Source organism: Paenibacillus terrisolis, assembly GCF_056171975.1.
Map to the genome: position 1 here is coordinate 300,138 of NZ_JBKFGG010000008.1, position 25,454 is coordinate 325,591.

The following is a 25,454-nucleotide window of genomic DNA, read 5'->3' on the forward strand; positions in this document are numbered from 1 at the left end:
AAGAGCCTTTCGGCTCTTCGCAAAGTTCAACTTCCGGGTTTCGGAAGCCACTCTCCGGAAGGCTTAACCTCCCGCAGCAGTTCGAACTGTTCCTGTTCCGCAGCGCGTGCCAGCATTCGGGCCTCGCCGCGGTTTCCCGCCGTCATCAGCGGGAAACACTGCCAGTCTCTGGACTTCGCGGATTGACGCATAAGGCTGCTGCTCCTTCTGGTGCGATCATTTAATCTTTCCTCATCCTTGAGGTTAACCAGAAAAGCTTGCATTTATCCGTCTACTCCAACCATGAGACCAAGTTTTAAGCTTCCAAAGAAACCGCCGGGCTTTCCAGCATGAGAGTCACCGGCCCCCAATTGACCAGTTCTACATCCATCTCCGCGCCAAACTCACCCGTTTCGACCGTCAGGCCTTTTTCCCGGAGCATTTCGTTGAATCTGTCGTAAAGAGGAGCCGCTTTTTCCGGTCTGGCCGCCGCCATAAAGTTAGGCCGTTTTCCCTTGCGGCAATCCCCGTAAAGCGTAAATTGAGAGACGGACAAAATAGCCCCTCCGGTCTCCGTCACGCTCAGGTTCATTTTTCCGTCCGCATCTTCGAAAATGCGCAGTCCGGCAATTTTTTCGGCCAAATAAGCCGCTTCCTTTTCCGTATCCTCATGCGTTATGCCTACAAGCAGCATTAACCCGGCCCCAATGGAACCAATGGTGTTCCCGGCCACCGTCACCTTGGCCCGCTTGCAGCGTTGAACGACTACTCTCATGTTTGATCCCGTGCTCCTTTGCTTCTTTCCAGGGCGCTACTGCATGATCCGGTGCACCGTGTAAACGTCTTTCACCCGTTTGATTTTCTCCACTACGGCCTGCAAATGATCGGTGTTGCGAATCAGAATCGTCATGTGCACCAATGCCATTTTATTCTTATCCGACCGCCCCGAAACGGCGGAAATATTCGTTTTGCTCTCCGACACGGCCTGCAGCACTTCATTAAGGAAATTCCGCCGGTCATGGCCGGTAATTTCAATATCCACGCTATAGTTGGCTTCAATGGCATTTTCCCATTCCACGTCGATGACTCTGGCGGCTTCCTCCCCGTCGTTCCCTCCGGGAATGTTCGGACAGTCGCTGCGGTGAACGGATACGCCGCGTCCGCGCGTTATATATCCGACGATATCATCGCCGGGAACGGGGTTGCAGCACCGGGCGAAACGAACGAGCAGATTGTCGATCCCTTTGACGACAACCCCGTTGGTCGGACGGTGCTTCCGCTCCTCGGGAGCCGATTTGACTTCTTTCACTTCGGACGTAAGCTCAATATGTCCCGCAGCTTCCTCCTGCTCCTTGCGCAGCTTCTCGGTGAGCTTCGTGACGATTTGCGAAGCGGTAATACCGCCGAAGCCGATCGCCGACAGCATATCGTCAATATCATTAAAATTGTATTTCTTAGCCGCTTCAAGCAGCTTGTCGTCCGTCATCCATTGGGAAGCTTCGATGCCGGCTCTCTTCAGCTCGCGTTCAATTGCCTCGCGGCCTTTCTCGACGTTTTCCTCCCGTTTTTCCTTCTTGAACCACTGCTTGATTTTGCTGCGGGCATGGGACGACTGAGCAATCTTCAGCCAATCCTGGCTAGGTCCGTAGGAATGCTTGGAGGTTAGAATTTCAACGATATCGCCGGTCTTCAGCGTATGATCAAGCGGTACGATCCGGCCGTTGACTTTGGCACCGATCGTACGATTTCCTACCTCGGTATGGATCCGGTAAGCAAAATCCAGCGGGACAGATCCCGCGGGCAGTTCGATAACTTCCCCGGAAGGCGTAAATACGAACACCAAGTCGGAGAAAAAGTCCATTTTGAGCGATTCCACGAATTCGGAAGCATCCTTCGCTTCATGCTGCAGTTCCAGAATTTCGTTGAAAAACGTCATGCGGTTGCTCATTCCGTCCGGACCGGTACCTTCTTTATAGGCCCAATGCGCGGCGATCCCGTATTCCGCGGTCCGGTGCATTTCCACGGTACGGATCTGTACTTCCGTCGGTTCACCGGTTGGTCCAACCACTGTCGTATGCAGCGACTGGTACATATTCGCCTTTGGCATGGCGATGTAATCCTTGAAACGCCCCGGCATCGGTTTCCACAACGTGTGGATGATTCCCAGGGTCGCATAGCAATCTTTGATATTGTCGACGATGATCCGAATCGCAAGCAGGTCGTAAATCTCGTTGAACTGTTTATTTTTCACCGTCATTTTTTTATATACGCTATAAATATGCTTGGGACGGCCCGACAAATCCGCCTGAATCCCCATTTCGTCCAGCTTCTCGGCGATCCGTGAAATCACGTCCTTGATAAACTCTTCGCGTTCCGCCCGTTTCTTGCGCATCAAATTGGCGATACGGTAATACTGCTGAGGATTCAAATACCGCAGCGCGATATCTTCCATCTCCCAACGGATCGCGGAAATCCCCAGCCGGTTGGCGATCGGACAGAAAATCTCCAGCGTTTCGTACGCAATCCGCCGCTGACTCTCTTCCGACTGATATTTTAAGGTGCGCATGTTATGAAGCCGGTCCGCCAGCTTGATGACGATCACCCGGATATCCTGCGCCATAGCAATGAACATTTTCCGGTAGTTCTCGTTTTGCTGCTCTTCCTTGGATTGGAATTTGATCCGTTCCAGCTTCGTTAACCCGTCGACGAGCAAAGCGCAATTCGCCCCGAATCGGTCATGGATCTCCTTCAAGGATACCGTAGTGTCTTCCACCACGTCATGAAGCAGAGCCGCAATCACCGACAGAGCGTCCATCTGCATGTTTACGACAATCTCCGCAACCGCCAAAGGGTGCAATATATAAGGCTCGCCGGATTTGCGAACCTGTCCATGATGGGCTTGCTCGGCAAAATCATACGCTTCCCGTATGCGATCAAGCTCCGGTTCTTTGATATAGGCAGACGCCTTTTCAAGTAATCGCTCTATGCCCATTGAATCCTTTTCGATTCCTTTCTATATGAAAATAAAGTGAAATAACAGCGTGCAAGAGGGCATGATCCACCCATTTTTGATTTCCTATAATTATGACTCCTGCATGGACTCCCGTCAACTCTTAGCGGCTCAGCAAACACCGCCAAATCTTCCCGAGGAATAACTTCCAATATCTTGTATGCCGCAAAACTTAATAGGGGAACATGTAAATTAAATTGACATCGTCATCAAACTTTCTGTTGAAAAATGTCGGCAATGTATTTAATCTATTAAGGATAGTTATCTTACGTACGTTAATTAGAGGAGTGACCGTGTTTGCAACGTGAAATTCAAGTTAATGAGAAAGTCCCCTTCGGACCCGGCCTTTTGCTGAGCTTGCAGCATCTGTTCGCCATGTTCGGAAGCACCGTGCTTGTTCCGAATTTGTTCAAGGTAGACCCGAGCATGATCCTGCTCATGAACGGAATTGGAACGCTTCTGTACATCCTGATCTGTAAAGGAAAGATTCCGGCTTACCTGGGTTCCAGCTTTGCTTTCATTTCTCCGGTCACCATGGTCCTGATCAACAATCCCGGCAACGGGTACGCTATGGCCTTGGGCGCCTTTATCGTCACGGGGGCCATCTTCATTCTCGTCTCTTTGCTGGTTAAATTCGTCGGCACCTCCTGGATCGACGTGGTATTTCCGCCGGCCGCGATGGGTGCCATCGTTGCGCTGATCGGTCTGGAGCTGATTCCGACCGCCGCCGGCATGGCCGGATGGATCAACCCCGATCCAACCAAAGCTTGGACCATGGATTCTAAGGACATTACTCTATCGCTCGTTACGCTGGGAGTTACCCTGCTCGGCGCCGTATTATTCCGCGGATTTCCGAAAATCATCCATATCTTGATCGGGATCGCCGTCGGTTACATTCTGGCCTATTTCATGGGTGAAGTCGATACGGCAGCTATTGCAAACGCTCACTGGTTTTCGCTGCCGACCGTTACGACCCCGCAGTGGAACATCTCGGCGATCATCACGATTATTCCGGTGGCTCTGGTTGTTATCGTAGAGCATATCGGTCACCTGCTGGTTACAAGCAACATTGTCGGCCGGGATTTATCGAAAGATCCGGGACTCCATCGCTCCTTGCTGGGCAACGGGATTTCCACGATTTTGTCCGGTTTCGTCGGCTCCACGCCAAATACGACATACGGCGAAAACATCGGCGTCATGGCCTTGACCAAAGTGTATTCCATCTTCGTCATCGGCGGAGCGGCGGTCTTTGCGATTCTGCTGTCCTTTCTCGGTAAATTCTCCGCCATCATCAGCGTCATTCCTCCTGCCGTCATGGGTGGCGTTTCTCTGCTGTTGTTCGGAGTTATCGCGGCTTCCGGCCTTCGGATCCTTGTCGAGCAAAAAGTGGATTTCTCGAGACCAACCAACATGCTGCTCACTACGGTCGTTCTCTTGGTAGGCTTAAGCGGCGCGAATTTGACGATGGGCAACGTAGTGCTGAAAGGGATGGCTTTGGCTACGATCGTCGGTATTTTGCTCAGCTTATTCTTCAAGCTGATTCAGGTGCTAGGCATCTCCAACGATAAAGAAGAAGCCGCGCACTAAAATCAACAAAAAAACGAGCCGTGAAAAGGCCAGCCAGTAATCTCTGATTGACCTAATAATTCGAAGAGATTGTCCCAAAGGGATTTTCACCTCTCATTTCAGCCAGAACATTAAAGAAGCCTTCAAAACCCACTGTGATAGTGGTTTTTGAAGGCTTTTCTTTTCTGAAATTGGGATCTGCTCGTCCATAACTACATGGCCTTTGGAACAGTCTCTGTTTTTCTAAGCATCCGATTTCCTTGACAGTAGCGTCAATGAAACTTAATCGGCTTGGTCCCCTCCGTGTTTCGCCCCATGCAGCATAAGTGTGTCATCATCACAGCATCCCCGACCATACTCAGCACTAGAATCGTCGTCCGTCTAACCGTAACGAATCGTATTGACGTTATTCCTATTTTTTTCGGCGATTTCCCGATTTAACGGACTCCACATCGTTATTTATCTCCAATGGCCGTAAATCAGCCAATTTCCCCTGAATAACGTCACTCAGATCCGTTAGAACTGCAAATTTGCCTATTTAGGGCAAATAACGTTTCTCCAGTCCGTTACAGATCCTTCGTCGAACTCTGCTTCTCGACCAAGCTCTTTTTAGCGACGCAGTGATTTCATAAATTAATAGGTAACCAGAGAGAACACGTCAATATCCGGCAATTTCGCGCGGCCGTTCAAGTCGCTGAGTTCAATGAGGAACGCTGTGCCGGCCACTTTCCCGCCGAGTTGCCGAACCAGACTGATGGATGTCGAAATGGTTCCGCCCGTTGCGAGCAAGTCATCAGCAATAAGAACGTTTTGTCCCGGTTTAATAGCATCGCTGTGCATAGCCAGACGGTCCTTGCCGTACTCCAGGTCATACCCGACTTCAATAGTTTCGAACGGCAATTTGCCGCTTTTGCGGATCGGCACGAACCCGACGCCAAGCGCATAAGCCAGCGGAGCGCCAACCACAAAGCCGCGGGCTTCGGGACCGGCGATCAAATCGATTTTCAGGCCGGATACCATTTCTTTCAAATCGTTGATGGCTTGACGGTATTTTTCCCCGTCGTTAAGCAGCGTAGTGATGTCTTTGAAACTAATCCCCGGCTGCGGAAAATCGGGAATCACCCGGATGTAATCTTTATAATCCAATAAAATCTCCTCCTAGATAATATACGGTACAACAATATTGTGTATTAGGAAGCCCCCTGAATCCGTGCCGTCATCCATTCGGCAATTTCCGAAACCCGGGCATGGAGGAGCATCTTTTCCATTTCGGCAAGATTCCCAAGCTCCCGGTAACGAGTTGAGGTTTCCAGCGGACGCTTGGGCGGCGCTTCGTTTACGGTTATGTTTCCCGAAGCCCGGCTTATGAAACCGAGTTCTTCAAATACGCCCATCGTCAAGCCCAGCATACGCCGGGATAGCCCGGTATGGCGAAGCAGCGCCGACATCAGTTCTTCCTCTTGAGCTCCGCTGCGGAAATGCCGATAAAGAATGCCGTAAACCTCTTTAAATTGATCCCGGGACGGCGTTTCGATGATTTCCTGAGGGGAACGAGGCGAGTGAAGCAAATACATGCGCTCCAACGAGCCGAATTTTTTCAGCATTTCGTTCCAGACCCCGGTTGATTCCGGAAGCTCGGCGACAAACAGCGTTTTCACTTCATCCGCGCCGCTCAGTCTCGCGGCATCGTTATCCGGGCTCGCGCCGACGGTACTATCATATACCCAAACCGTCGTATCCTTCAAATCGCAGCCGGCCCCAAAACGGGAGCCTCCGTTTCGTATGACAGCCGTTCTTCCGGTCCCTACGGCGGGCAGCTTAAGCAGCCGGTCTTTCAACTCCTCCAATTTGCCTTCCGGGTTCCGCGAACCGCGATAATCAAACACCTGAAGGTGGGAAACAAGCAGATCCTGAATCAGCAGCTGCGGCTTTCGCGAACCGTTCCACTCGTTGATCCCCGCTTCGGCCACAACGTCCAGAACGGCCTCCTCCGCCAGAAGAGCTGCTACTTCCCCTTTGCCAAAAGCGACAGCTTCCACGGTTTTTCCGTTTTGCCCAAGGACCAGCTTCAAATGTTTGCCTTCCTTGCCCATTTGGCGGCATTCCAGCAGTTTGACACCGCGGATCACCAGACGCGGGCAGGCATTTGCCATGCCGAAGGGGGCAAGACTGCCGAGCTGCTCAATGACCGGTAGGGCAATTTCCTCTAAAGAGCATTCCAGATCGGTTTGCATCACCGGCACGAGATGCTCCTGGCGGAGCCTCGCGGAAGCAAACTCATTAAGGCGCTGTTCGAACTCGGCGAGCCGTTCTCGGCTCAGGGACATCCCTGCCGCCGACGGATGGCCGCCATAATGGGCCAGCAGATCTGCGCAATTGGTCAAAGCCTCGTGGATATCCAGCCCCGGGATGGAGCGCGCCGACCCTTTGCACTCTCCCGTCGCGGGATCGATGCCAAGCACAATGGTCGGCCGGTAATAACGCTCCAGAATTTTGGATGCAACAATGCCCACCACTCCGGAATTCCAGCCTTCCCCCGAAACCACGATAACATAAGGCAATTCCCCTTCAGCTTGCTTCGTTTCCAGTTGAAGCATAGCTTCGGCCACCATATTCTCCACGAGAAGCTGGCGCTCTTTGTTAAGCACGTCCAGTTCGTCGGCAATCGCTTCAGCATCCTCCATGCGAGTCGCCGTCAACAAAGCAACGGCGCGGTTGGCATGACTCATGCGGCCGCTGGCATTAATGCGGGGAGCGAGTCCAAACGCTACCGCCGTAGAGGTAACCTCGCCTTTAGACCATCCCGAAGCGGTCAGCAGCGCCGTCATCCCCGGAAAGGCGGAGTGGGCCATGGATTCCAAGCCGGCCTGAACGATCAGGCGGTTTTCTCCGGTCAGCGGCATTAAATCGGCGATCGTTCCCAGTGCAGCCAGCTCGGTCCACTCCTTCGGAATATCTTCCCCAAGCAGCGCCGTCGCCAGTTTATACGCGACTCCTACTCCCGCCAGTCCTTTAAACGGATAAGCGCAGTAAGGCAGCTTCGGATTGATCAGGGCGTAAGCTTCAGGCAGCACGGAAGGCGGCTCATGATGATCCGTTACGATGACATCCATGCCCACGCTGTTCGCGTAAGCGACCTGCTCCACCGCGCTGATCCCCGTATCCACGGTAACGACAAGCGAGCATCCCCTCTCCCGAGCTTGTTCCAATGCAGGAATATGCAGGCCGTAGCCCTCTTTGGTTCGGTGTGGAATGTAATATTCGTATGTAGCATTCAAACGGCGCATCAGTTGAATCATCAGCGTGGTTGAGGAAACGCCGTCCGCGTCGTAATCGCCGTAGATTAAAATCCGTTCTCCGCGTTCGAGCGCCAAGCGTATCCTTTGCACCGCTTCCTTCATTCCGCTCATAAGCAGGGGATCATGCAGGTCCTCCAAAGTTCCCTTGAGAAACCGGCCGGCCTCCTCCGGATTGGACAATCCCCTTGTAACAAGCAGACCGGCAAGCAAAGGCGGAATGTTTAAGGACTTCGCCAAAAGCCGTGAAGCCGCTTCATCGGACGGAAGCAGGTCCCAACGATATTTCGGATGAAGCAAAGTACGGCACCTTCTTTCTTCTAAAGTATCCGCGTTTCGGATACCACGTTACTGCAATAGATGCGGTAAATCATCGTTTGATTCTTCATGATTGCTTTTATAAGGATATCCGAGATCGTAAGGCATGACCTGAATATGAACATCGTTGACATGGGAAAAGCGTTTGAACAGCAACTGCTTGACCCGCTCAGCGATATCGTTCGCCTCCAGGACGGTCATTCGCGGGTTCACGCTGATTTTGACAACAACCATCACATAATGGCCGTTCTCTCTGGCGATCAGGCTATCAACCGCAATGACCCCGTGGACGCGCTGTACCGTTTCGATAAAGGTGGCCGTATCCTCTTCCTGATAATCGGGAAGGAGAGATTGGTAAATGGATTCCCGAATAATCTGATACGCCTTCCAGAGCACAAGCCCTGATGCAATGAGCGCCGCCGCCGGATCCAAATAAAGCAAAAATGGCTTATCCAACTTCTGTCCGATCATGGCGCCAAATATCCCGATCAACACAACGACGGATGAATATAATGAAAAACGGTGTCCATCGACGAAGGCGTTCAGCCGCTCCTCTTCCTCTTTGGGAATAGTCCTTATTTTTAATCGAAAAGCGGCTTCCTTAAGTGCAATGGACAATACAATAGCGGCGCCCGTCCATATACCGGGCCCCTCCGGATTTCCCTGGGAAATCTTCGTCAAGGTCGTTAAGACCAATTGAAGTCCCCCCATCAGCAAAAGAGCGGAGAAGATGATAGCCAGCAAAGGGTTGGCGGCGCCGCTGCCGGCATAAACAGTTCCCGGTACCCGCCACTTCTTAAGCCCGGGCAAATGCACCTTTTCTGCGAGCTCCGCCGCGGCGTCGGAAGCCGAATACAGGGCGTCCCCCAGCAGCGCCAGGCTTCCGAACGCCAAGCCGGTGAGCCCTTTCGCTGCCGCAAGAATGGTATGGTTCACGATACTGATCCAGGCGGCGTAATCCGGAATTGAAGCTTGTTCGCGTGTCATAATACCCCTCCTGAAGCACGATAGAACTAAAAAAGAGTGGCAAAGCCGCGTCAATGTCGACGCGGCTTTATCCTACCAAGCACCTTAATTATGAACCGATCAGGAAGCTTTAGCCGGTTTATTCTTTTGCTTGTTCTTAAGTGCGAACCAGAGCGGGCTGGCAATAAAGATCGAAGAATATGCCCCGAACAAAAGGCCGATTACCATCGCCAGCGAGAACATCCGGATCGATTCCCCGCCCAGCAGGAACAGGAAGAATGCGGCCACGAATACCGTCAATGCCGTATAGATGGAACGCATGATCGTCTGCGATACACTTTGATTCACCAGATTTACAAGATCCTGACGAGTCTTTTGTTTCCCGAAACGCAAGTTTTCACGGATCCGGTCAAAGATAACGATCGTATCGTTAATGGAGTAACCGATAATCGTCAGCACCGCCACGATAAAGGTAAGGTCCACTTCAAGTCGGAATAAGGAGAAGATCGCAATAACCATAAACGCGTCATGCAGCAAAGCTACGATAGCCGCAATGGCAAACCGCCATTCAAAACGGATGCTGACGTAAATGATGATCCCTAAGCAAGCGATCAGAACGGAATAAATTGCGTTGCGAGCCAATTCCTTCGCCATTTCAGGGTCGACCGTATTGACCTCAAATGAAGCCTTATCGTCCAGCTTCTGAATTTCTTGTTTCAACGCGGCATCGTTATCGTCGTTCAACACTTGCGTAAAACGAATGTTCATCCGGCCCTCTCCCGGATTAACCGTCGTGCCTTCCGAAATCTTCAGCTTCTCCAGAATTGGACGAACTTGCTCGGCCGTAAGATTCTTGGAAAGCGAAATGTCCACATTAGAACCCGCTTTGAAGTCGACGCTGTAATTCAGACCAAAGATCGATAAGCAGATAATACCGGCAATGGTCAGAGTGATCGACGCGATATAAAAATATTTGCTGAGATGTACGTAATTCAGGCTTTTATTAAAGCTCACGAATTTCACTCTCCTTTACACCGAAATATCTCGGCTTCTGCAGCTTGCCTGCTTTAAGCAGCAGGTTGAGCAGGAAGCGGGAGAAGTAAATGTTCGTGGCGATACTCAGAACGATTTCCACGATGAGCACAAGGGCGAAGCCTCTGACGGAACCGGTACCGTAGGCATACATAACGGCCGCAACGATGATGGTCGTTATGTTCGAGTCCAGGACGGTCCGCAGCGAATGCTTGTCCCCGGCTTTAACCGCGGACATGATGCTCTTGCCGCTGCGCATTTCTTCATGGATCCGTTCATTCGTGATAATGTTGGCGTCCACGGCCATCCCGACCCCGAGAATAAATGCCGCGATCCCCGGAAGGGTCAAGGTGAAGTCCGCCCAAACAAACACCAGAATGAGCAGCCAGGTATGGACAATCAAGGCAAAAGACGCTACCAGACCGGCATAACGGTACATTCCGATCATAAAGAGCAGGATAAACGCGGAGCCGATCAAGCCAGCTTCAATCGTTTCGTCCAGCGATTGCTTGCCCAAGGTAGCTCCTACGCTTTGCGAATATTTTTCGGTAAGCTTCAGTGGCAATGCGCCCAAATTGATTTGGTCGCGAAGTTCTTTGGCTTTATTCAGATCGCCGCCTACGCTGATTTGTGCGGATCCGTCCGTTAAGACTGCCTGAACGACAGGATCGGAGATCATTTTATCGTTCATATAAATCGCCAAAGGCTGACCAAGCAGCCGTTTCGTGACTTCGGCAAATTTTTCTTTGCTTTTCACTTTAATGCTGACAACGGGTTCGTTCATTTGGGTGTATTCCAGCTTAGCCCCATTAGCGGCAAAATCGGTTCCGATCATTTCGATCTTGTTATATTCGTCGGCCGATTTCTCCGTTCCGTCTTTGCTTCGGAATGTCAGCGAAGCAGGCTCTTTCATTTGCTTGCGCACGGTTGCTTCATCCGTGACGCCAGCCAGTTTCAACCGAATCCGGTTTTTCCCTTCCGTAGTAACTTCCGGCTCGCTGGTCCCCAGCTTGTTGGCGCGTTCCTCCAAGCTTTGAGCCGTTTTAACCAGCGATTCTTTCGTTACCTGCGACCCGCCTTCCAGAGGCGAGGCTTCGTACAAAATCTCGAATCCGCCTTTTAAATCAAGGCCGAGATGCACGTTGCGAAGCAAGCCGGGGGTGAACACTGCCATAATGGCAAATGAAACAACCACGACGGTTACGAATGCGACAATTCTTTTCATCCCGTACTTCGTTCCCCTTTCAAAATTCTCAATATTCCTATTATAGCTATGCAAGAAAAGCCAGTCAATTTATCAAATATTGTCGGTTCTTCAACAGCTGACCGGCCTTAAAGCATACAAAGTAAAAAAGACCCCATTTTAGTCTAAACGGGATCCGCGATACGCCGAGATCGTCATGTAATTCATGAACTGGACGACTTTTAAGGAAAGAATATCATTGACCAGTTGATACATCGGCGGGATGCCCTCTTTCTCGTATTTCTGGCTGACGCAATCCCAGATTTCGGATCCGGTTACGTTTTCGTAGCCGATCAGCCTGAATTCCTCAGCCTTGCTGCGGCATAAACCTTCGATTGCTTCGTTTAAATGTTCTTCGTTGAACTGCTCCTCATCCACGGTTATGCCCCCTTCCTTCGGCTTCTTAATACATTCTACTTCATTTTCCCGATTCCTGCCTATATGGGTTGAAGTAATGATGGGACATATAAGGCGGCAATGTGAATGTTTTTCGGAAACCGTCGAAAAGACAAGTCATGAAGATGGACAGGTCCGACATATCCATAGTAGTAACCAACGTGCAACGTCGGGAAGAAGCTCATTACCGGGAGAGAGGGACTCGATTTGAATAAACAAACCTTTATCCAAGGCACGATGATTCTGCTGCTGGCCGGAGTCATCAACCGCATACTCGGATTCATTCCGCGCATCCTTTTACCCCGGGTGATCGGTGCGGAGGGGGTCGGGCTTTATCAACTCGGCTATCCTTTTTTCCTTGTCATCATAACGATCATTACGGGCGGAATTCCGCTGGCGGTAGCCAAGCTGGTTGCGGAAGCGGAGTCTTCGGAAACTCCTTCGCGTACTTCGGCCATTTTGCGGACGAGCCTGACTTTTACGACCGCGGCCGGATTCCTCTTCACTTTCCTCTGTTTATTCGGAGCCCCTTGGGTCAGCCGCTATATTCTCACCGACTCCCGTGTATATCACACATTTATCGCGATGAGCCCAATGATTATCATTGTTGCGATATCTTCCGTATACCGCGGGTATTTTCAAGGAAAGCAGGATATGATCCCTTCCGCGGTATCATCGATTCTGGAAACGGTGGCCCGCATTGTTTGCGTATTGTTCTTTTCCTATTTGCTGCTGCCCATGGGCATTGAGTATGCGGCAGCCGGAGCAATGCTCGGCGTCGTTGCCGGTGAAATCGCCGGCCTGGCCGTGCTTCTCCTGCAGTATCGGCGGCTTCGAAAACGTGAGCGGCATGCAGAGGAATCGGATAGTTCTAAAAGCACGCAAAAGCATGCTTCCAACGAGACTAACGATTATTTATTCATGCCAACGCTTCGCCGGATTTTGCGTATTGCCATCCCCGTTACCGGCGGAAGACTTGTCGGGTCGCTGTCCTATTTGCTGGAATCGATCACGACGGCGCAAAGCCTGGCCATCGCGGGGATCGGGGTTGCCCTTGCGACTTCGCAATACGGGGCGCTCCAAGGGATGGTTATTCCCCTGCTGCTGCTGCCCGGCGCCCTGACTTCATCACTGGCCGTATCCCTGGTCCCCTCGCTTGCCGAAGCGCAGGCTCAAGGGGATATGAGGACAATCCATCTGCGCCTGCATCAATCCATCCGGCTTGCTTTGGTCACCGGCGCTCCCTTTGCCGTCATTATGTTCGTTATGGCCGAACCGCTCTGCCTTTTGATTTATAATAACGGAGAGATTGCCGGAATGCTGAAAACGATGGCTCCGTTCGCGTTATTTCTGTATGCCCAGCCGCCTCTGCAGGCTACCCTGCAGGCGCTGGACAAACCGGGCAGAGCTTTGGTTAATACGCTCGTTGGCGCAGTAATTAAGATCGTCCTGATTGTCTATTTGGCCTCCAACCCGGCACTAGGCATTTACGGAGCGATTGTCGCCATCATCGTCAATATGATGATTGTTACGGTGATGCATGGCCATAGTGTGACCCGATCTCTGAAGTATCGGATGCCGTTTCTGGACATGATCAAGGTTTGCGGAGCGATGGTTATCATGGCTGGAGCGGCCACTTATTTGTTTAACCACTGGATGACGGACTCATCTATGGGGCTTCGTTTTCTGAGCGTATCGCTGGTTTCCGGCCTTCTTTATTTAGCGCTCGCATGGCTGCTGGGACTTGTTGATCTTCATGACATGAAACGCGTGCCTTTCTTGAGCAAATGGATGCGACCGCGGCGAAAGTAGCCTATTGTCCCTCCATCGGATTGATATACAGCTTCCCTTTATGATCGATGGAGCAGAAGAAGATTTGTTTAAAATCCGCATATCCCTTGGACTGGATTTGATTTTTCAGCCAGAACCGCGTTTTCCCGATTTGCCGCAGGTTTTCATCGTTAACCTTTCCGTCCATGATCAACGGCAGGGGAAGCGCTTCGTATTTAATATTGGAAATGATGGTAGAGGCGGGATTTCCTCTCTTTTTGCCGAGAGACTGAGCCGGATCGTCGTTACTTTTTTCCTTGGGGATGACGCTGAGTTGTCCGCTTGTTTCCAGTACGGCGAATTCGACGTCGGCAACATTGTCGATTTTTTGCGAGCGAAGCTGCATCAGCAGGTCATCGAGATTGTAACGCTGTTTTTTCATTTCATCCCGGTTGATATGCCCGTTGCGGATAATGACGCTCGGCTTCCCGTCAAACCATACCCTTAACTTGCTGTAACGCATAGAAAGCATCGCTATGCCGATTTGAATGATGAGCAGGGTCAGCATAGGAACAAAACCGTCATAAAGCGGCCGGCTGATATCCTCCAATACAAACACGGCGATTTCCGCAATCATAATCGAAATGACCAAATCGAAAATCGAAAGCTGCCCGATTTCTCTTTTCCCCATGATGCGCATAACGGCAAAAACGGTGAAATACATCAGAATGGTCCGAAAGACATGCGTGAAAACATGATCCATCACGATCCATCACCTCCTGAAGCTAGAACTCGAACAGAAACATGGTACTGCTATTCTGACCTTGGCTCCGTCATTCCATGCGATAGGCGCATGCTTAAAAAGCGGGATGGCTTACATAATCTGCCTGGCTTTTTCGCCGGTACGGTTACTTCATTTGATGAAAACCTGTACTAACCGGCGCTGCTTGACCATAAAATGGTGATAATCAAACTGACAGGAGGATTGCGTCATGCATTTCATCCGCCGTTTCGTCTCGTTCAGATTGTCTAATCCTACCGTTTCCGGTCTGTGGTACGCTTTTCTATGGATGATGATCGGCGCCCTTGTCTTGTCCCTGCTGCTGCAAGGCGGCGCCATCGAGGAATCGGAGTTGACCTTTTACACGTATCTGGTTCATTCGGTCGCCATCGTATTTGGAGGACTAGTTTCCGGCAAGCGCGCCAAACAAAAAGGGCTGTACCAGGGCTCCATTACCGGCCTAATTTACGTTGTTTTGCTGCTGTTGATCAGTTTTCTCGCGCTGGACACATCGCTGTCGATGCAGGATTGGATGCTGCTGATTCCGGGGATATTCGCCGGAGCGCTGGGGGGAGTCTTCGGGGTAAATATGGTGAGAAAATAGGGAACAAAAAAGAGCCTGAATCAGGCTCTTTTTGATTAATTGCTCGTTTCTTGGCTTACACTGTGGCTGATCGCACTGCGATCGAATGTCAGCTTCGTTGCATCGTTCACGCGAAGAACAACCGTGTCGTCCGTCAGTTCCAGGATCGTGCCGTGAAGGCCGCCGATCGTTACGATTTTATCGCCTTTTTGAAGCGCATTCAGCATGTTGTTGCGGGTAGACTGCTTTTTCCTTTGAGGACGGATCAGCAAAAAGTAAAATACCGCGATCATGATGACAAACGGAATGATCATTGTAACCAATCCTCCGCCTGCCGGTGTCCCAGAGTTAGCCGCTGCTAGTTGAAACATTTCATATCCCCCTTCATCCTAATAAACTTATTCTGAATCCATCAAAAACCCTTTTCGTTGCCAAACAGACCATACTGCTCGAAAAACTCGTCCCGGAAATCAAGCAGCCTGTCGTCCATGATGGCCTGACGAACTTTGCCCATCAGCTTCACCAGGAAATGCAGGTTGTGGTATGTAGTCAGCCGTAGTCCAAACGTCTCATCCGCCTTGATCAAATGGCGCAGATACGCCCGGGAATAATTGCGGCAGGTGTAGCAGTCGCATTCGGGATCCAGCGGTCCAAAATCTTTGGCATACTGGGCATTGCGAACTACTAATCTGCCCTGGCTTGTCATCGTAGTTCCGTTGCGGGCAATCCGGGTCGGAAGCACGCAGTCGAACATGTCGACCCCGCGAATGGCGCCTTCAATCAGCGCATCCGGCGAACCGACTCCCATCAGATAACGCGGTTTGTCCGACGGCAAAAGGGGAACCGTGTAGTCCAGCACCTCATACATCAGGTGTTTGGGCTCGCCCACACTCAGTCCACCAATAGCATACCCCGGGAAATTAAGGGAAGTCAAATCTCTGGCGCTTTGTTTGCGCAAATCCTCATACATCCCCCCCTGGACGATCGCGAACAAGCCCTGATCCTCCGGGCGGGCATGGCTTTCCAGACAGCGTTCGGCCCATCGGGTCGTCCGCTCCAAAGAGTTCTTCACATAATCATACTCTGCCGGGTACGGGGCGCATTCGTCAAAGGCCATCATGATGTCAGAGCCTAGCGCGTTTTGAATTTCCATCGCCACTTCCGGCGACAGAAACATCTTATCTCCGTTTAAATGGGAACGAAAATGTACGCCTTCCTCGGTAATTTTGCGCATTTCGCTAAGCGAAAAGACTTGGAACCCCCCGCTGTCGGTCAGGATCGCCCGGTCCCAATTCATGAATTTGTGCAGTCCCCCGGCTTCGCGGATAATCTCATGACCCGGACGCAAAAAAAGATGGTAGGTATTGCTCAGAATAATCCGGGCGTCCATCTCCTTCAGTTCCTCGGGGCTCATCGTTTTCACCGTAGCCTGGGTCCCAACCGGCATGAATACCGGCGTCTCAATGATGCCGTGCGGGGTATGAACCCGCCCCAGCCGCGCGCCGGATTGCTTGCAGGTTTTGATATGTTCGTAAGTGATTGCCGCCAATATGATCAACCGTCCTCTATCGCATTAATAAATAAACATGGCGTCGCCAAAGCTGAAGAAGCGATATTTCTTCTCGATCGCTTCCCGGTACGCCTTCATAATGTATTCCCGTCCGGCCAAAGCGCTAACCAGCATAACCAGCGTGGACTTCGGCAGATGAAAATTCGTCAGCATGGCGTCCACCAGGCCAAACGTATAACCCGGGTAAATAAAAATCCCCGTCCAGCCGCTGCTTTTCACGATAGGGCCATCCCCGCACTTTTGCGCCACGGTCTCAAGCGTACGGGCCGACGTCGTTCCGACGGCAACAACTCTCCCGCCCCTCGCCTTCGTCCGGTTCAGCAAATCCGCCGTTTCCTGCGGAAGCACGTAATATTCCTCGTGCATGACATGGTCTTCGACCCGATTTACCGACATCGGACGAAATGTCCCGAGACCGACGTGAAGCGTAACAAAAGCGATGTCCACGCCTTTGGCGCGGACCTGCTCCAGCAATTCCCGCGTGAAGTGCAGCCCGGCGGTTGGCGCCGCCGCGGAGCCTTCGTGTTTGGAGTAAACCGTCTGATACCGCTCACGGTCGTCCAGCTTTTCTTTGATATAAGGAGGAAGCGGCATTTGACCAAGACGATCCAGGATTTCGTTGAAAATGCCTTGATAAGCAAAACGAAGGATTCGTTTCCCCATTTCACCTTCCGACTCGACCGTAGCGTGCAATTCTTCGCTGAACAAGATCACGGCCCCGGTTCTGAGCTTCTTACCGGGTTTGACGAGCGCTTCCCACCGGTCTTCGCCCAGATTCTTCAGCAGCAGCACTTCCGCCTTTGCGCCGGTATCCTCCTTCACGCCGAACAATCGGGCCGGAATAACCCGGGTGTCGTTCAAAACCAGCGTGTCTCCGGGATGCAAATATTCCAGAATATCGGGAAATGTATGATGCTCGATGCTCCCGTCCTCTTTGTTAAGCGTCAGCAAACGGGAGGCGCTTCGCTCCGCAAGAGGAGTCTGCGCGATCAGCTCTTCCGGAAGTTCAAAATCGTACAAGTCTACATTCATAGCTTTATCTTCATTCCTTAACAATAGTCACATTTTGGTAGTAGTGTTGCAAAATTTGCCGGTAGTCATACCCGGCGTCGGCCATTCCCTTGGCTCCCCATTGCGACAAGCCGAGGCCGTGGCCGTTTCCTTGGCCGATAAACAGGAATTTGTTCTGATGATCGACAACCCGGGCGGTTCCGTCGCCGCCCATGACCACCATGTTGTCTCCGCCCCAGGTTTTTACGCCGGAAGCCGATAAGACGGTCGTCCCCGATTCGGCCGTGCCGGTGCCGCTGCCCGCAGCACCTTGTACAGTATACCTTCCGGTAGCTTCAATATCAAACAGCGTGCTGGGAAGACCGTTTAAGGCCGAGCGGAAAGCGTCGGGATATCTCACATCCAGCACCTGTCCGTTGGCTTTGATTTGCGTGGCCCGGCCAGACGGCCCCCTTTGGGTAACCTCCAGGCTCTGAATCGGAGAAGGAACCTCCGTCGCAGTTTTTCCCTTCAGGCTTTTCAGCAGTTCATCCGAGGTGTACGGCCCGCGGATCCAAAAATAGGTGTTGGATTCGGGAACTTTATCCAAAATCACGGCTTGGTCTCCGGGATTCATTTTCGTCACCGGATCCACGTTTGATTGAATAAGCGGCAATGGGCGAACCATCACCGAGCTGGTGGTCACCGTCAGCTTCTGCAGCCCGGCGCCGCTCTCGGATCCTGACAAAATCGTATTGTCTTCGCGCACATAACCGGTTTGTCCGCTTGATAGCAGCACGCGGTACCAGGATTTGAGCGAAGCTTGCGATGCCTGGTCTTCGGCGCTGGACACGCTGGAGTATACCGGATCCGTATTGCCCCATACTTCCGTAGCATCCGCCGTTACGCCGCCGCTATTGGAAGCAAAAATCCCCTCAACTACTTTGCCGTTCGCCATAATCACTTCGCCGGCCGTTCCGTTGACGGCCTGAACGATGCTATCCGCTTCTTGATCGGCGCCGTTGTAAACTTGACTTAATGTGGTATCCACCAATCCGGCGACTTTGAATTTATTGCCGGCCGCATCATACAGCGCATAGCTGCGTGCAGCAACCGCTTGCGCTTTCAGCGCCTCCTGAGGCCATGAAGACGGAACTTCCCCGGCCACGACCGAATACAAATATTGCTCTAACGGCAGCTCGTTAACCAGCGCAAGCTGGCCATTTACCGAGCTGATCTCAAAATCTCCCCGGTAACGGCGCGCCGACCGTTCCAGCACTTGGATCGTCGACTCGGGACCGCCCTGAACGCGCAGTTTTGCACTGCTGCCGTATAGCTCATAATGATTAATCCCGGATGGGGTGTTTAAATCCAGCGTAACATCTTGATGAAGAATAAGGGCGGACGATGTATCCGCAACCGGCGTCAACTGCACTCCGGGATGCGTTTGGGCCAGCATCCCTTCCATCGCAGCTAAATCGGCAGCGCTTGCTGCTCCTCCGACCCACACGGCATAGCGCTGCGGTCCGGTGAGGACAACATAGGCATCGGATCCTTGGGCGCTTAGCGTCTTGCTCAAGGCTTCCGCTTCAGGGCGGCTGGCAAAATCGCCGGCCGAGCTATAGAACGTTCCCTGAACCGCAGGCTTGAAGCCTTTCAACTGCCCGGAGATCGATTGACCAACTCGCTGAGCTCCTTTTTGCGCTTCCGCCGCACTGACGTACGGTCCCGTAACGATCTCGTATACGATCCCCCCCGCTTGCTCCTGAGCGTAAGCAGAGGGCTTGTCCGAAGTGCCTTGCAGTTTTTTGACCGCTGCCGCAGCAGCCGTCCAATCCGAGGTCTGCAAGGCTTTCACTTTATATCCTGCAACGCTGAACCGGACGGATTCCCCCGCCCCCAAGTCCAGCCAGTTTTCAAACCCCGCATCCGATTGCAGGCCTGCCGATGCGGCAGACTCCGCTTTAAGCGTCACGGCCGGGGTGGTTGATTTGTAGGTGCTGCCTAAATCCAAAAACATCGCTACCCGCACGTTTCCTCCTGCAGGCGCATCGGCGCCGGCAGCCGGAAGCTGCAAAGCTCCGGCCAGCAAAAGGCCGGCCAATAATGATTTTCCCCATTTTCCGGCCGAATTTGCCAATCTTATTCCTTTCAAGCGAATTTCTCCTCTCTCATGGTGTAGATTTAAGGCGTTTCAGGCATCGGTAGGCCTAAGTGCTGATAAGCGGCCGGAGTAACCATACGCCCTCTCGGTGTCCGCTGCAAAAAGCCGATTTGCAGCAAATACGGTTCATAAACGTCTTCGATCGTTTGGCTCTCCTCGCCGATCGTAGCCGCAATCGTATCCAGGCCGACCGGACCTCCGCGGAAGCTCGTGATCATTGCCCGCAGCATTTTATGGTCAATCAGGTCGAGGCCCATCGGGTCAACTTGCAGCATTTGCAGCGCTTCCTTGGCGACTTCCGGCGTAATAAGCCCATCGCCTCGAACCTGCGCGTAATCGCGAACCCGTTTGAGCAAGCGGTTGGCAATCCGCGGAGTCCCCCGTGAACGAAGCGCGATTTCCTCCGCGGCATCCCCGAGCATTTCGATTCCGAAAATGTCGGCGCCCCGCGAAACGATGTAGCTCAGCTCATCCATATTATAAAATTCCAGGCGGCTGACAACCCCAAACCGGTCGCGAAGCGGAGCGGACAAAAGGCCGGCCCGCGTTGTCGCGCCCACCAGCGTAAACGGCGGCAAATCCAACCGAACCGAACGGGCGCTTGGTCCTTTGCCGATCATGATATCGAGCGCGAAATCCTCCATGGCTGGGTACAGTACTTCTTCGACCGTACGATGCAGACGGTGAATTTCATCGATAAACAGAACGTCACCCTCTTGCAGATTCGTCAGCAAAGCGGCCAGATCTCCGGGGCGCTCGATCGCCGGCCCCGAAGTCGTGCGCATATTCACGCCGAGCTCGTTGGCGATAATGTTCGCAAGTGTCGTTTTACCGAGTCCCGGGGGGCCGTACAGCAAAACATGATCCAATGCCTCGTTCCGCATTTTTGCCGCCTCGATATATATTTTCAGGTTCTCCTTGATCTGGCTTTGTCCGATATATTCGGCCAAATAACGAGGTCTCAGGCTTAGCTCTACCGCCTGATCCTCCATCATCAAATTTGCCGAGATGATCCGGTCTTCCATCATCGCATTCTCACTCCCTTTGCTCCCTTATCTCAGCCGGCATACAGCAATTTAAGGGCCTTTTTCATGACGGAATCCACCGGTTCCTCCGCGCCGACATTGTCCTTCAAACGCTGCCACACGCGGTCCAATTCAACATCGGTATATCCGAGCGCCTTAAGGCCCTCTCTGGCTTCCGGCCAGCCCGGATGCGATTTCCCGTCACCCGGGAGCTGAACCTCATCGGCCATGCCGTTAAACAGGGATGCGCCGCCCATGCCATCCAGCTTGTCTTTCAGATCCAAAATCATCCGTTGGGCGGTTTTCTTGCCGATGCCCGGCAGTCTGGTGAGGAACGCGATATTCTCCTGATGAATGGCCGCAATGACGTGATCCGGCGTCCCTCCGCCTAGAATCCCCAGCGCTACGCGCGGGCCGATCCCGCTGACCTCAAGCAGTTTGCGGAACAGCTTCTGCTCTTCACGACTCGCAAAACCAAACAGCAGGATCGCATCTTCACGAACGTGATGGTGAATATAAATCGTTACCGAGTCTTGATTTTTGGCCGCAAAAACATAAGGATTCGGGCAAAATACCCGATAGCCCACGCCCTGCACATCCAGCACGATATATTCCGCTTCCGTATGAATCACTTGTCCCCGCAAAAAATCGATCATGAGCGCAGTACCTCATTTATTTTAGAGTTTAATGTATAAGAATGAGCATGGCAGATCGCCACGGCGAGCGCATCCGCGACATCGTCCGGTTTCGGGATGGCCTGCAGTTTCAGAAACATTCGCGTCATCTCCTGAACCTGCCGTTTCTCCGCTTTTCCGTAGCCGACAACGGCTTGCTTCACCTGCATCGGCGTATATTCCGACACCGGCAGACCTTTTTGCACGGCGGCCAGAACAAGCACTCCTCTCGCTTGCCCAACCGACATAGCCGTGGTTACGTTGCGGTTAAAAAACAGCTTCTCCAAAGCCACCGCATCCGGCTTATACTTATCGATCAGCTGCACCATTCCTTCGTAAACATGAAGCAGTCTTTCCTCTTCCGGCGTGTGAGCCTCCGTTTGAATGCAGCCATATTGAACCGGAACGCATTTGCTGCCTTGTTTATCAATAAAACCAAACCCCACGATGGCGATGCCGGGGTCAATTCCAAGTATCCGCAAGTCCGATCTCTCCCCACATGTCCTAAAGCTCCTCAAAAAGCAAGCTGGAGCCTATGTCCGGCTAAGCGAACATATGTATTCACTTTATTATATCAAAAGATGCCATTCGCTACAGGAAAAGTTTGCAGATGTTGGCGCGCATCCCCTATAAACGCCAAAAAGAGGCGTCGTTTGAACGCCTCCCATAAGCAAGCTTTTCGTATACTTCCGTTAAGTCTAACCTGTATACCGGTTTATTGTTTATTTTGCTGCAATACCCCTTCGCTTGTCTCCACGGCAAAATCGCTGAATGTGGACAGCACGCTGTTGTACTCTTCAATATCCTGAACGCGTATTCCGTTATGAAGCTGCTTCAGCACATCTTCCGGCAGCGCGCTCTCCATGGTGCCTACATCCAATTGAAAAAAGGTCCGAATCACCTTTTCTTCCTTCGGCGGCCCCTCAAAAAGCGTCAGATTGCCGTTTTTATCTATCCCGATGTATCCTTTATTCTGGCAAATCTCGGACAGCCCGGATACATGTTCGTCGAGCCAGACGTCACCGCCTGCGCCGACATGGCCTTTCCACTCCGGATGGACTTTAATTAGCGAAGCGATCTCATCCGGATTCATGATGCCAAGCACGCTGCTCTCTTCGCCGCACGTATATATTCTATTCAAATGGACAATTCGCGCCTGATCCGCCTTTTGCAGATCCTCCAGCCATTCGGCCGAGGGGTCCGGAGCGATTTTAAACTCTTGGAGTTTGCCGAACGTTTCCTGCACAAGCGGCTCGCTGGCCATCAACTTCTGCATTTGCTCGGAAAGCGGCATCCCCAGCCAAGCCATAATCGCAACCAAGCCGCAGGCACAGACGGTCCAAATCGCACGTCTCCATCGTTTCCAACGTTTTTTAAGTTGCTTCTTCATACGAAAGATACTCACGATTATCCCCTTCTATCGGACTTTATTCTTTATTGTGGCCGACGGATTAGGGAAATATTCAATTGGAGCTTAGGTTTGCCAGTATGCGAGCAGCTAAAATTCAAGCAACAAAAAACAGCCATCCAAAGATGGCTGTCTGCGTATCGGGACGACACGATTCGAACATGCGACCCCCTGGTCCCAAACCAGGTGCTCTACCAAGCTGAGCTACGTCCCGAAACAAAAAAGCTGACAAAAAAGATCTTATCACATTTAACTTGGTATCGCAAGAAAAATTTATTCGGGTTCTGGACTAGAGAAACTTATTTTGCTTTCATCCGTCCCCATAGGCGTCCCAATACACAATGGACAAGGTTCATAACCGAATAACATCGCCCCAGTCTGTGACACAAAAAACGCAGGTAAACCTATCATTTTGAGCAATACTCCATATGCGAGTGGCTAAGCTTCGTTGCGCATACCGAGAAACATGCCTATTTCGAATCAGAAAACCATATATCCATAAGTACGAATACTGCCGCGGTACCACGCAACTCCGATCAAGGCCGGCTTCATTCTGGCAGCTTGTTATTTTCCTGTATCATCCAAACATAAACAAAATGCAAATACATATACATGCCTATAAGGTTTCTTCAGCAATACCTGCGAGGAGGAATATATTTTGTTGTTTAAACCGCATCCCCATAATACCGCCATTGTAATCACAGACCCGCAAAATGATTTCATGAGTCCAGGAGGGAAAGGCTATCATCTGACAAAAAATAATATTGAGCAAAACAATACGATACAAAATCTCGAAATATTAATGAGAACTGCCTTAAATAAAGGATACCAACTTTTCATATCACCTCATTATTTGTACCCTCATGATTTTGGCTGGCAGTTTACTGGAAATGAACAAGATATGTTATTGGGGCTTCGAGTTTATCAAAAGGCAAATGCATATACGCCGCCCTCTGTAGGAGCTGATTTTGTTCATGTTTTCAAACCTTATATTTTTGATAGTAGAACCGTCGTTTCGACTCCACACAAAGTTGCTAGCCCACAAACAAATGATTTGGTATTCCAGTTGCGACAACATAGAAAAGAGAAGGCGATTCTCGCGGGAGTACTTTCAAATATTTGTGTAGAGTCCCATATGAGGCATTTAATTGAAAATGGGTTTGAAACGGCTGTTGTCTACGATGCTACAGCGACGATAAGCGAAAGGGATTTTCAAGCAGCCGTTACGAATTACAAAGCTTTTGCCAGTGCTGCTTGGACCACACAGGAAGCTATTTCACACTTATAAAGCCATGATGATCCTAATCTAAATCATCCTTCTTTACGAAGTCCATGTAAGCTGCACTTTTTCCCAAAATGAAGACAACAGTTAAAGAAGAGCTCGATGTTTAATAGCCACATTCCCCGAAGGGATGTGGTTTTTGATGCTTCGAGCGATTGGCTACCGAATTAAGCCCTTGCAGCCATTCACTTTCACAACCTTTGCCATAAATGAGGCGATAAAATAAAAACAGATTCAAAAGTTACTTGAAAGTAACTTTTGAATCTGTTAACTAATGCCGGTGAAGGGACTCGAACCCCCACGGTTTCCCTCACGATTTTGAGTCGCGCGCGTCTGCCAATTCCGCCACACCGGCAAAAAGATACGCGCCCTAAGAGATTCGAACTCCTGACCTTTTGATTCGTAGTCAAACGCTCTATCCAGCTGAGCTAAGGGCGCAAATTATGGAGCGGACGACGGGAATCGAACCCGCGACCCTCGCCTTGGCAAGGCGATGCTCTACCGCTGAGCCACGTCCGCATATTAAGGTGAAACGAATGGTGAGCCATGAAGGACTCGAACCTTCGACACCCTGATTAAAAGTCAGGTGCTCTACCAACTGAGCTAATGGCTCGTACTAATGTAACTAGGGCACATATCCCTTATTCAGGGATAAAATGGCGGAGCCGACGGGATTCGAACCCGCGGTCTCCTGCGTGACAGGCAGGCATGTTAGGCCTCTACACCACGGCTCCACACTTTGCATTGCATCCTGAAAAGCAAACCGACTAAGCATTTCGCTTCTTCTCTTTACTTCAAGGATAATTGCGGGGGCAGGATTTGAACCTGCGGCCTTCGGGTTATGAGCCCGACGAGCTACCGGGCTGCTCCACCCCGCGTCAGTAAAAAGTTATTCTGTTTATGGGGTCCCCGAAAAGTAATCGGTCTACGCTCAGAGACTCTACTTCACTTTTTGGGGTGAAGTATGGTGGAGGCTGAGGGGTTCGAACCCCCGACCCTCTGCTTGTAAGGCAGATGCTCTCCCAGCTGAGCTAAGCCTCCATGAAACCTGGGTTCTTCATGTTTGGAAGAATGACCCGTAGGGGACTCGAACCCCTGTTACCTCCGTGAAAGGGAGGTGTCTTAACCACTTGACCAACGGGCCATAATAATAGTCCAAAGCTGGCGGAGAGAGAGGGATTCGAACCCTCGAGACGCTTGTGACGCCTACACGATTTCCAATCGTGCTCCTTCGGCCAACTCGGACACCTCTCCATAAAGAGTTGTTTCCCCGGAAAGTGAGCAATTATACAGAGATAACTTGTTCACTTTCCGGAAATTGGACTCCCCGAACAGGACTCGAACCTGTGACAACTCGATTAACAGTCGAGTGCTCTACCAACTGAGCTATCAGGGAATATT

22 protein-coding genes and 11 tRNA genes are annotated in these 25,454 nt (G+C 51.4%); 4 read left to right on the forward strand and 29 right to left on the reverse strand.

The genetic code is table 11. The features are described 5' to 3' along the window. Positions 1-26: 26 nt before the first annotated feature. From ACI48K_RS10575 to ACI48K_RS10585, 3 genes are all read right to left on the reverse strand, one after another. Positions 27-191, reverse strand: coding sequence for a hypothetical protein (locus tag ACI48K_RS10575; protein WP_475027567.1), 165 nt, complete (start codon positions 189-191; stop codon positions 27-29). 104 nt (positions 192-295) lie between these two features. Beyond that, entirely contained in the window at positions 296-754 is a 459-nt protein-coding gene (dtd, locus tag ACI48K_RS10580) for a D-aminoacyl-tRNA deacylase (protein WP_475027568.1), read from the reverse strand. A 36-nt stretch (positions 755-790) separates the two neighbouring features. After that, positions 791-2,971 carry a RelA/SpoT family protein gene (locus tag ACI48K_RS10585; protein WP_475027569.1) on the reverse strand — a complete coding sequence of 727 codons (2,181 nt, stop codon included), beginning with the start codon at positions 2,969-2,971 and terminating at the stop codon, positions 791-793. 315 nt (positions 2,972-3,286) lie between these two features. On the opposite strand from ACI48K_RS10585, the gene uraA reads away from it, so the two are divergent. Next, positions 3,287-4,576, forward strand: coding sequence for a uracil permease (gene uraA / locus ACI48K_RS10590; protein ID WP_475027570.1), 1,290 nt, complete (start codon positions 3,287-3,289; stop codon positions 4,574-4,576). A gap of 612 nt (positions 4,577-5,188) precedes the next feature. Here the strand turns inward: uraA and ACI48K_RS10595 are convergent. From ACI48K_RS10595 to ACI48K_RS10620, 6 genes are all read right to left on the reverse strand, one after another. Then, a complete protein-coding gene (locus tag ACI48K_RS10595) occupies positions 5,189-5,701 on the reverse strand; it encodes an adenine phosphoribosyltransferase (RefSeq protein ID WP_475027571.1) in 513 nt (170 codons plus the stop codon). A gap of 44 nt (positions 5,702-5,745) precedes the next feature. Beyond that, on the reverse strand, positions 5,746-8,151 hold the full coding sequence (gene recJ / locus ACI48K_RS10600; RefSeq protein ID WP_475027572.1) for a single-stranded-DNA-specific exonuclease RecJ: 2,406 nt from the start codon (positions 8,149-8,151) through the stop codon (positions 5,746-5,748). Between the two features lie 48 nt (positions 8,152-8,199). Beyond that, positions 8,200-9,156, reverse strand: a complete 957-nt coding sequence (locus ACI48K_RS10605) for a cation diffusion facilitator family transporter (RefSeq protein WP_475027573.1) — start codon at positions 9,154-9,156, stop codon at positions 8,200-8,202. A gap of 99 nt (positions 9,157-9,255) precedes the next feature. Next, entirely contained in the window at positions 9,256-10,149 is an 894-nt protein-coding gene (secF, locus tag ACI48K_RS10610; protein ID WP_475027574.1) for a protein translocase subunit SecF, read from the reverse strand. Next, entirely contained in the window at positions 10,139-11,392 is a 1,254-nt protein-coding gene (gene secD / locus ACI48K_RS10615; RefSeq protein ID WP_475027575.1) for a protein translocase subunit SecD, read from the reverse strand. Before secD ends, secF begins: the two co-directional genes overlap by 11 nt. Positions 11,393-11,530: 138 nt before the next feature. Further along, positions 11,531-11,788: a post-transcriptional regulator gene (locus tag ACI48K_RS10620; RefSeq protein ID WP_475027576.1), complete on the reverse strand. Its 258-nt coding sequence runs from the start codon at positions 11,786-11,788 to the stop codon at positions 11,531-11,533. A gap of 225 nt (positions 11,789-12,013) precedes the next feature. On the opposite strand from ACI48K_RS10620, the gene spoVB reads away from it, so the two are divergent. Continuing rightward, positions 12,014-13,618: a stage V sporulation protein B gene (gene spoVB, locus ACI48K_RS10625; protein WP_475027577.1), complete on the forward strand. Its 1,605-nt coding sequence runs from the start codon at positions 12,014-12,016 to the stop codon at positions 13,616-13,618. 1 nt (position 13,619) lies between these two features. Here the strand turns inward: spoVB and ACI48K_RS10630 are convergent, their stop codons facing one another. Then, entirely contained in the window at positions 13,620-14,339 is a 720-nt protein-coding gene (locus tag ACI48K_RS10630; protein WP_475027596.1) for a DUF421 domain-containing protein, read from the reverse strand. Positions 14,340-14,568: 229 nt separating this feature from the next. On the opposite strand from ACI48K_RS10630, the gene ACI48K_RS10635 reads away from it, so the two are divergent. Next, a complete protein-coding gene (locus tag ACI48K_RS10635; RefSeq protein ID WP_475027578.1) occupies positions 14,569-14,961 on the forward strand; it encodes a TIGR04086 family membrane protein in 393 nt (130 codons plus the stop codon). Between the two features lie 35 nt (positions 14,962-14,996). On the opposite strand, the gene yajC is transcribed toward ACI48K_RS10635, so the two are convergent. From yajC to ACI48K_RS10680, 9 genes are all read right to left on the reverse strand, one after another. After that, positions 14,997-15,311: a preprotein translocase subunit YajC gene (yajC, locus tag ACI48K_RS10640; protein WP_475027579.1), complete on the reverse strand. Its 315-nt coding sequence runs from the start codon at positions 15,309-15,311 to the stop codon at positions 14,997-14,999. A gap of 41 nt (positions 15,312-15,352) precedes the next feature. Further along, complete coding sequence (gene tgt, locus ACI48K_RS10645) at positions 15,353-16,492, reverse strand: tRNA guanosine(34) transglycosylase Tgt (protein ID WP_475027597.1); 1,140 nt, start codon at positions 16,490-16,492, stop codon at positions 15,353-15,355. Positions 16,493-16,513: 21 nt separating this feature from the next. Beyond that, the gene (queA, locus tag ACI48K_RS10650; RefSeq protein WP_475027580.1) at positions 16,514-17,542 is read right to left on the reverse strand and encodes a tRNA preQ1(34) S-adenosylmethionine ribosyltransferase-isomerase QueA; all 1,029 of its coding nucleotides are present in this window, start codon (positions 17,540-17,542) and stop codon (positions 16,514-16,516) included. Positions 17,543-17,552: 10 nt separating this feature from the next. After that, positions 17,553-19,655, reverse strand: coding sequence for a SpoIID/LytB domain-containing protein (locus tag ACI48K_RS10655; RefSeq protein ID WP_475027581.1), 2,103 nt, complete (start codon positions 19,653-19,655; stop codon positions 17,553-17,555). Positions 19,656-19,684: 29 nt separating this feature from the next. After that, entirely contained in the window at positions 19,685-20,689 is a 1,005-nt protein-coding gene (ruvB, locus tag ACI48K_RS10660; RefSeq protein ID WP_475027598.1) for a Holliday junction branch migration DNA helicase RuvB, read from the reverse strand. Positions 20,690-20,721: 32 nt separating this feature from the next. Next, positions 20,722-21,345, reverse strand: a complete 624-nt coding sequence (gene ruvA / locus ACI48K_RS10665) for a Holliday junction branch migration protein RuvA (RefSeq protein ID WP_475027582.1) — start codon at positions 21,343-21,345, stop codon at positions 20,722-20,724. Then, positions 21,342-21,845, reverse strand: coding sequence for a crossover junction endodeoxyribonuclease RuvC (gene ruvC, locus ACI48K_RS10670; RefSeq protein ID WP_475027583.1), 504 nt, complete (start codon positions 21,843-21,845; stop codon positions 21,342-21,344). Before ruvC ends, ruvA begins: the two co-directional genes overlap by 4 nt. Positions 21,846-22,078: 233 nt before the next feature. Then, positions 22,079-22,768 carry a BofC C-terminal domain-containing protein gene (locus tag ACI48K_RS10675; RefSeq protein ID WP_475027584.1) on the reverse strand — a complete coding sequence of 230 codons (690 nt, stop codon included), beginning with the start codon at positions 22,766-22,768 and terminating at the stop codon, positions 22,079-22,081. Between the two features lie 143 nt (positions 22,769-22,911). Continuing rightward, positions 22,912-22,985: transfer RNA gene (locus ACI48K_RS10680), tRNA-Pro, on the reverse strand. A 444-nt stretch (positions 22,986-23,429) separates the two neighbouring features. Between ACI48K_RS10680 and ACI48K_RS10685 the strand changes: the two genes are divergently transcribed. Further along, a complete protein-coding gene (locus ACI48K_RS10685) occupies positions 23,430-24,059 on the forward strand; it encodes an isochorismatase family protein (RefSeq protein ID WP_475027585.1) in 630 nt (209 codons plus the stop codon). Positions 24,060-24,328: 269 nt separating this feature from the next. Here the strand turns inward: ACI48K_RS10685 and ACI48K_RS10690 are convergent. The 10 genes from ACI48K_RS10690 to ACI48K_RS10735 form a co-directional block, all read right to left on the reverse strand. Continuing rightward, positions 24,329-24,408 (reverse strand) — tRNA-Leu (locus ACI48K_RS10690). 9 nt (positions 24,409-24,417) lie between these two features. Next, positions 24,418-24,491: transfer RNA gene (locus ACI48K_RS10695), tRNA-Arg, on the reverse strand. A 6-nt stretch (positions 24,492-24,497) separates the two neighbouring features. Further along, positions 24,498-24,572: transfer RNA gene (locus tag ACI48K_RS10700), tRNA-Gly, on the reverse strand. An 18-nt stretch (positions 24,573-24,590) separates the two neighbouring features. After that, positions 24,591-24,666: transfer RNA gene (locus tag ACI48K_RS10705), tRNA-Lys, on the reverse strand. A gap of 44 nt (positions 24,667-24,710) precedes the next feature. Next, positions 24,711-24,787 (reverse strand) — tRNA-Asp (locus ACI48K_RS10710). A 70-nt stretch (positions 24,788-24,857) separates the two neighbouring features. Beyond that, positions 24,858-24,931 (reverse strand) — tRNA-Met (locus ACI48K_RS10715). 87 nt (positions 24,932-25,018) lie between these two features. Next, positions 25,019-25,094: transfer RNA gene (locus ACI48K_RS10720), tRNA-Val, on the reverse strand. Between the two features lie 31 nt (positions 25,095-25,125). Then, positions 25,126-25,197 (reverse strand) — tRNA-Glu (locus tag ACI48K_RS10725). Between the two features lie 18 nt (positions 25,198-25,215). After that, positions 25,216-25,307 (reverse strand) — tRNA-Ser (locus ACI48K_RS10730). 69 nt (positions 25,308-25,376) lie between these two features. Further along, positions 25,377-25,449: transfer RNA gene (locus tag ACI48K_RS10735), tRNA-Asn, on the reverse strand. Positions 25,450-25,454 lie beyond the last annotated feature (5 nt).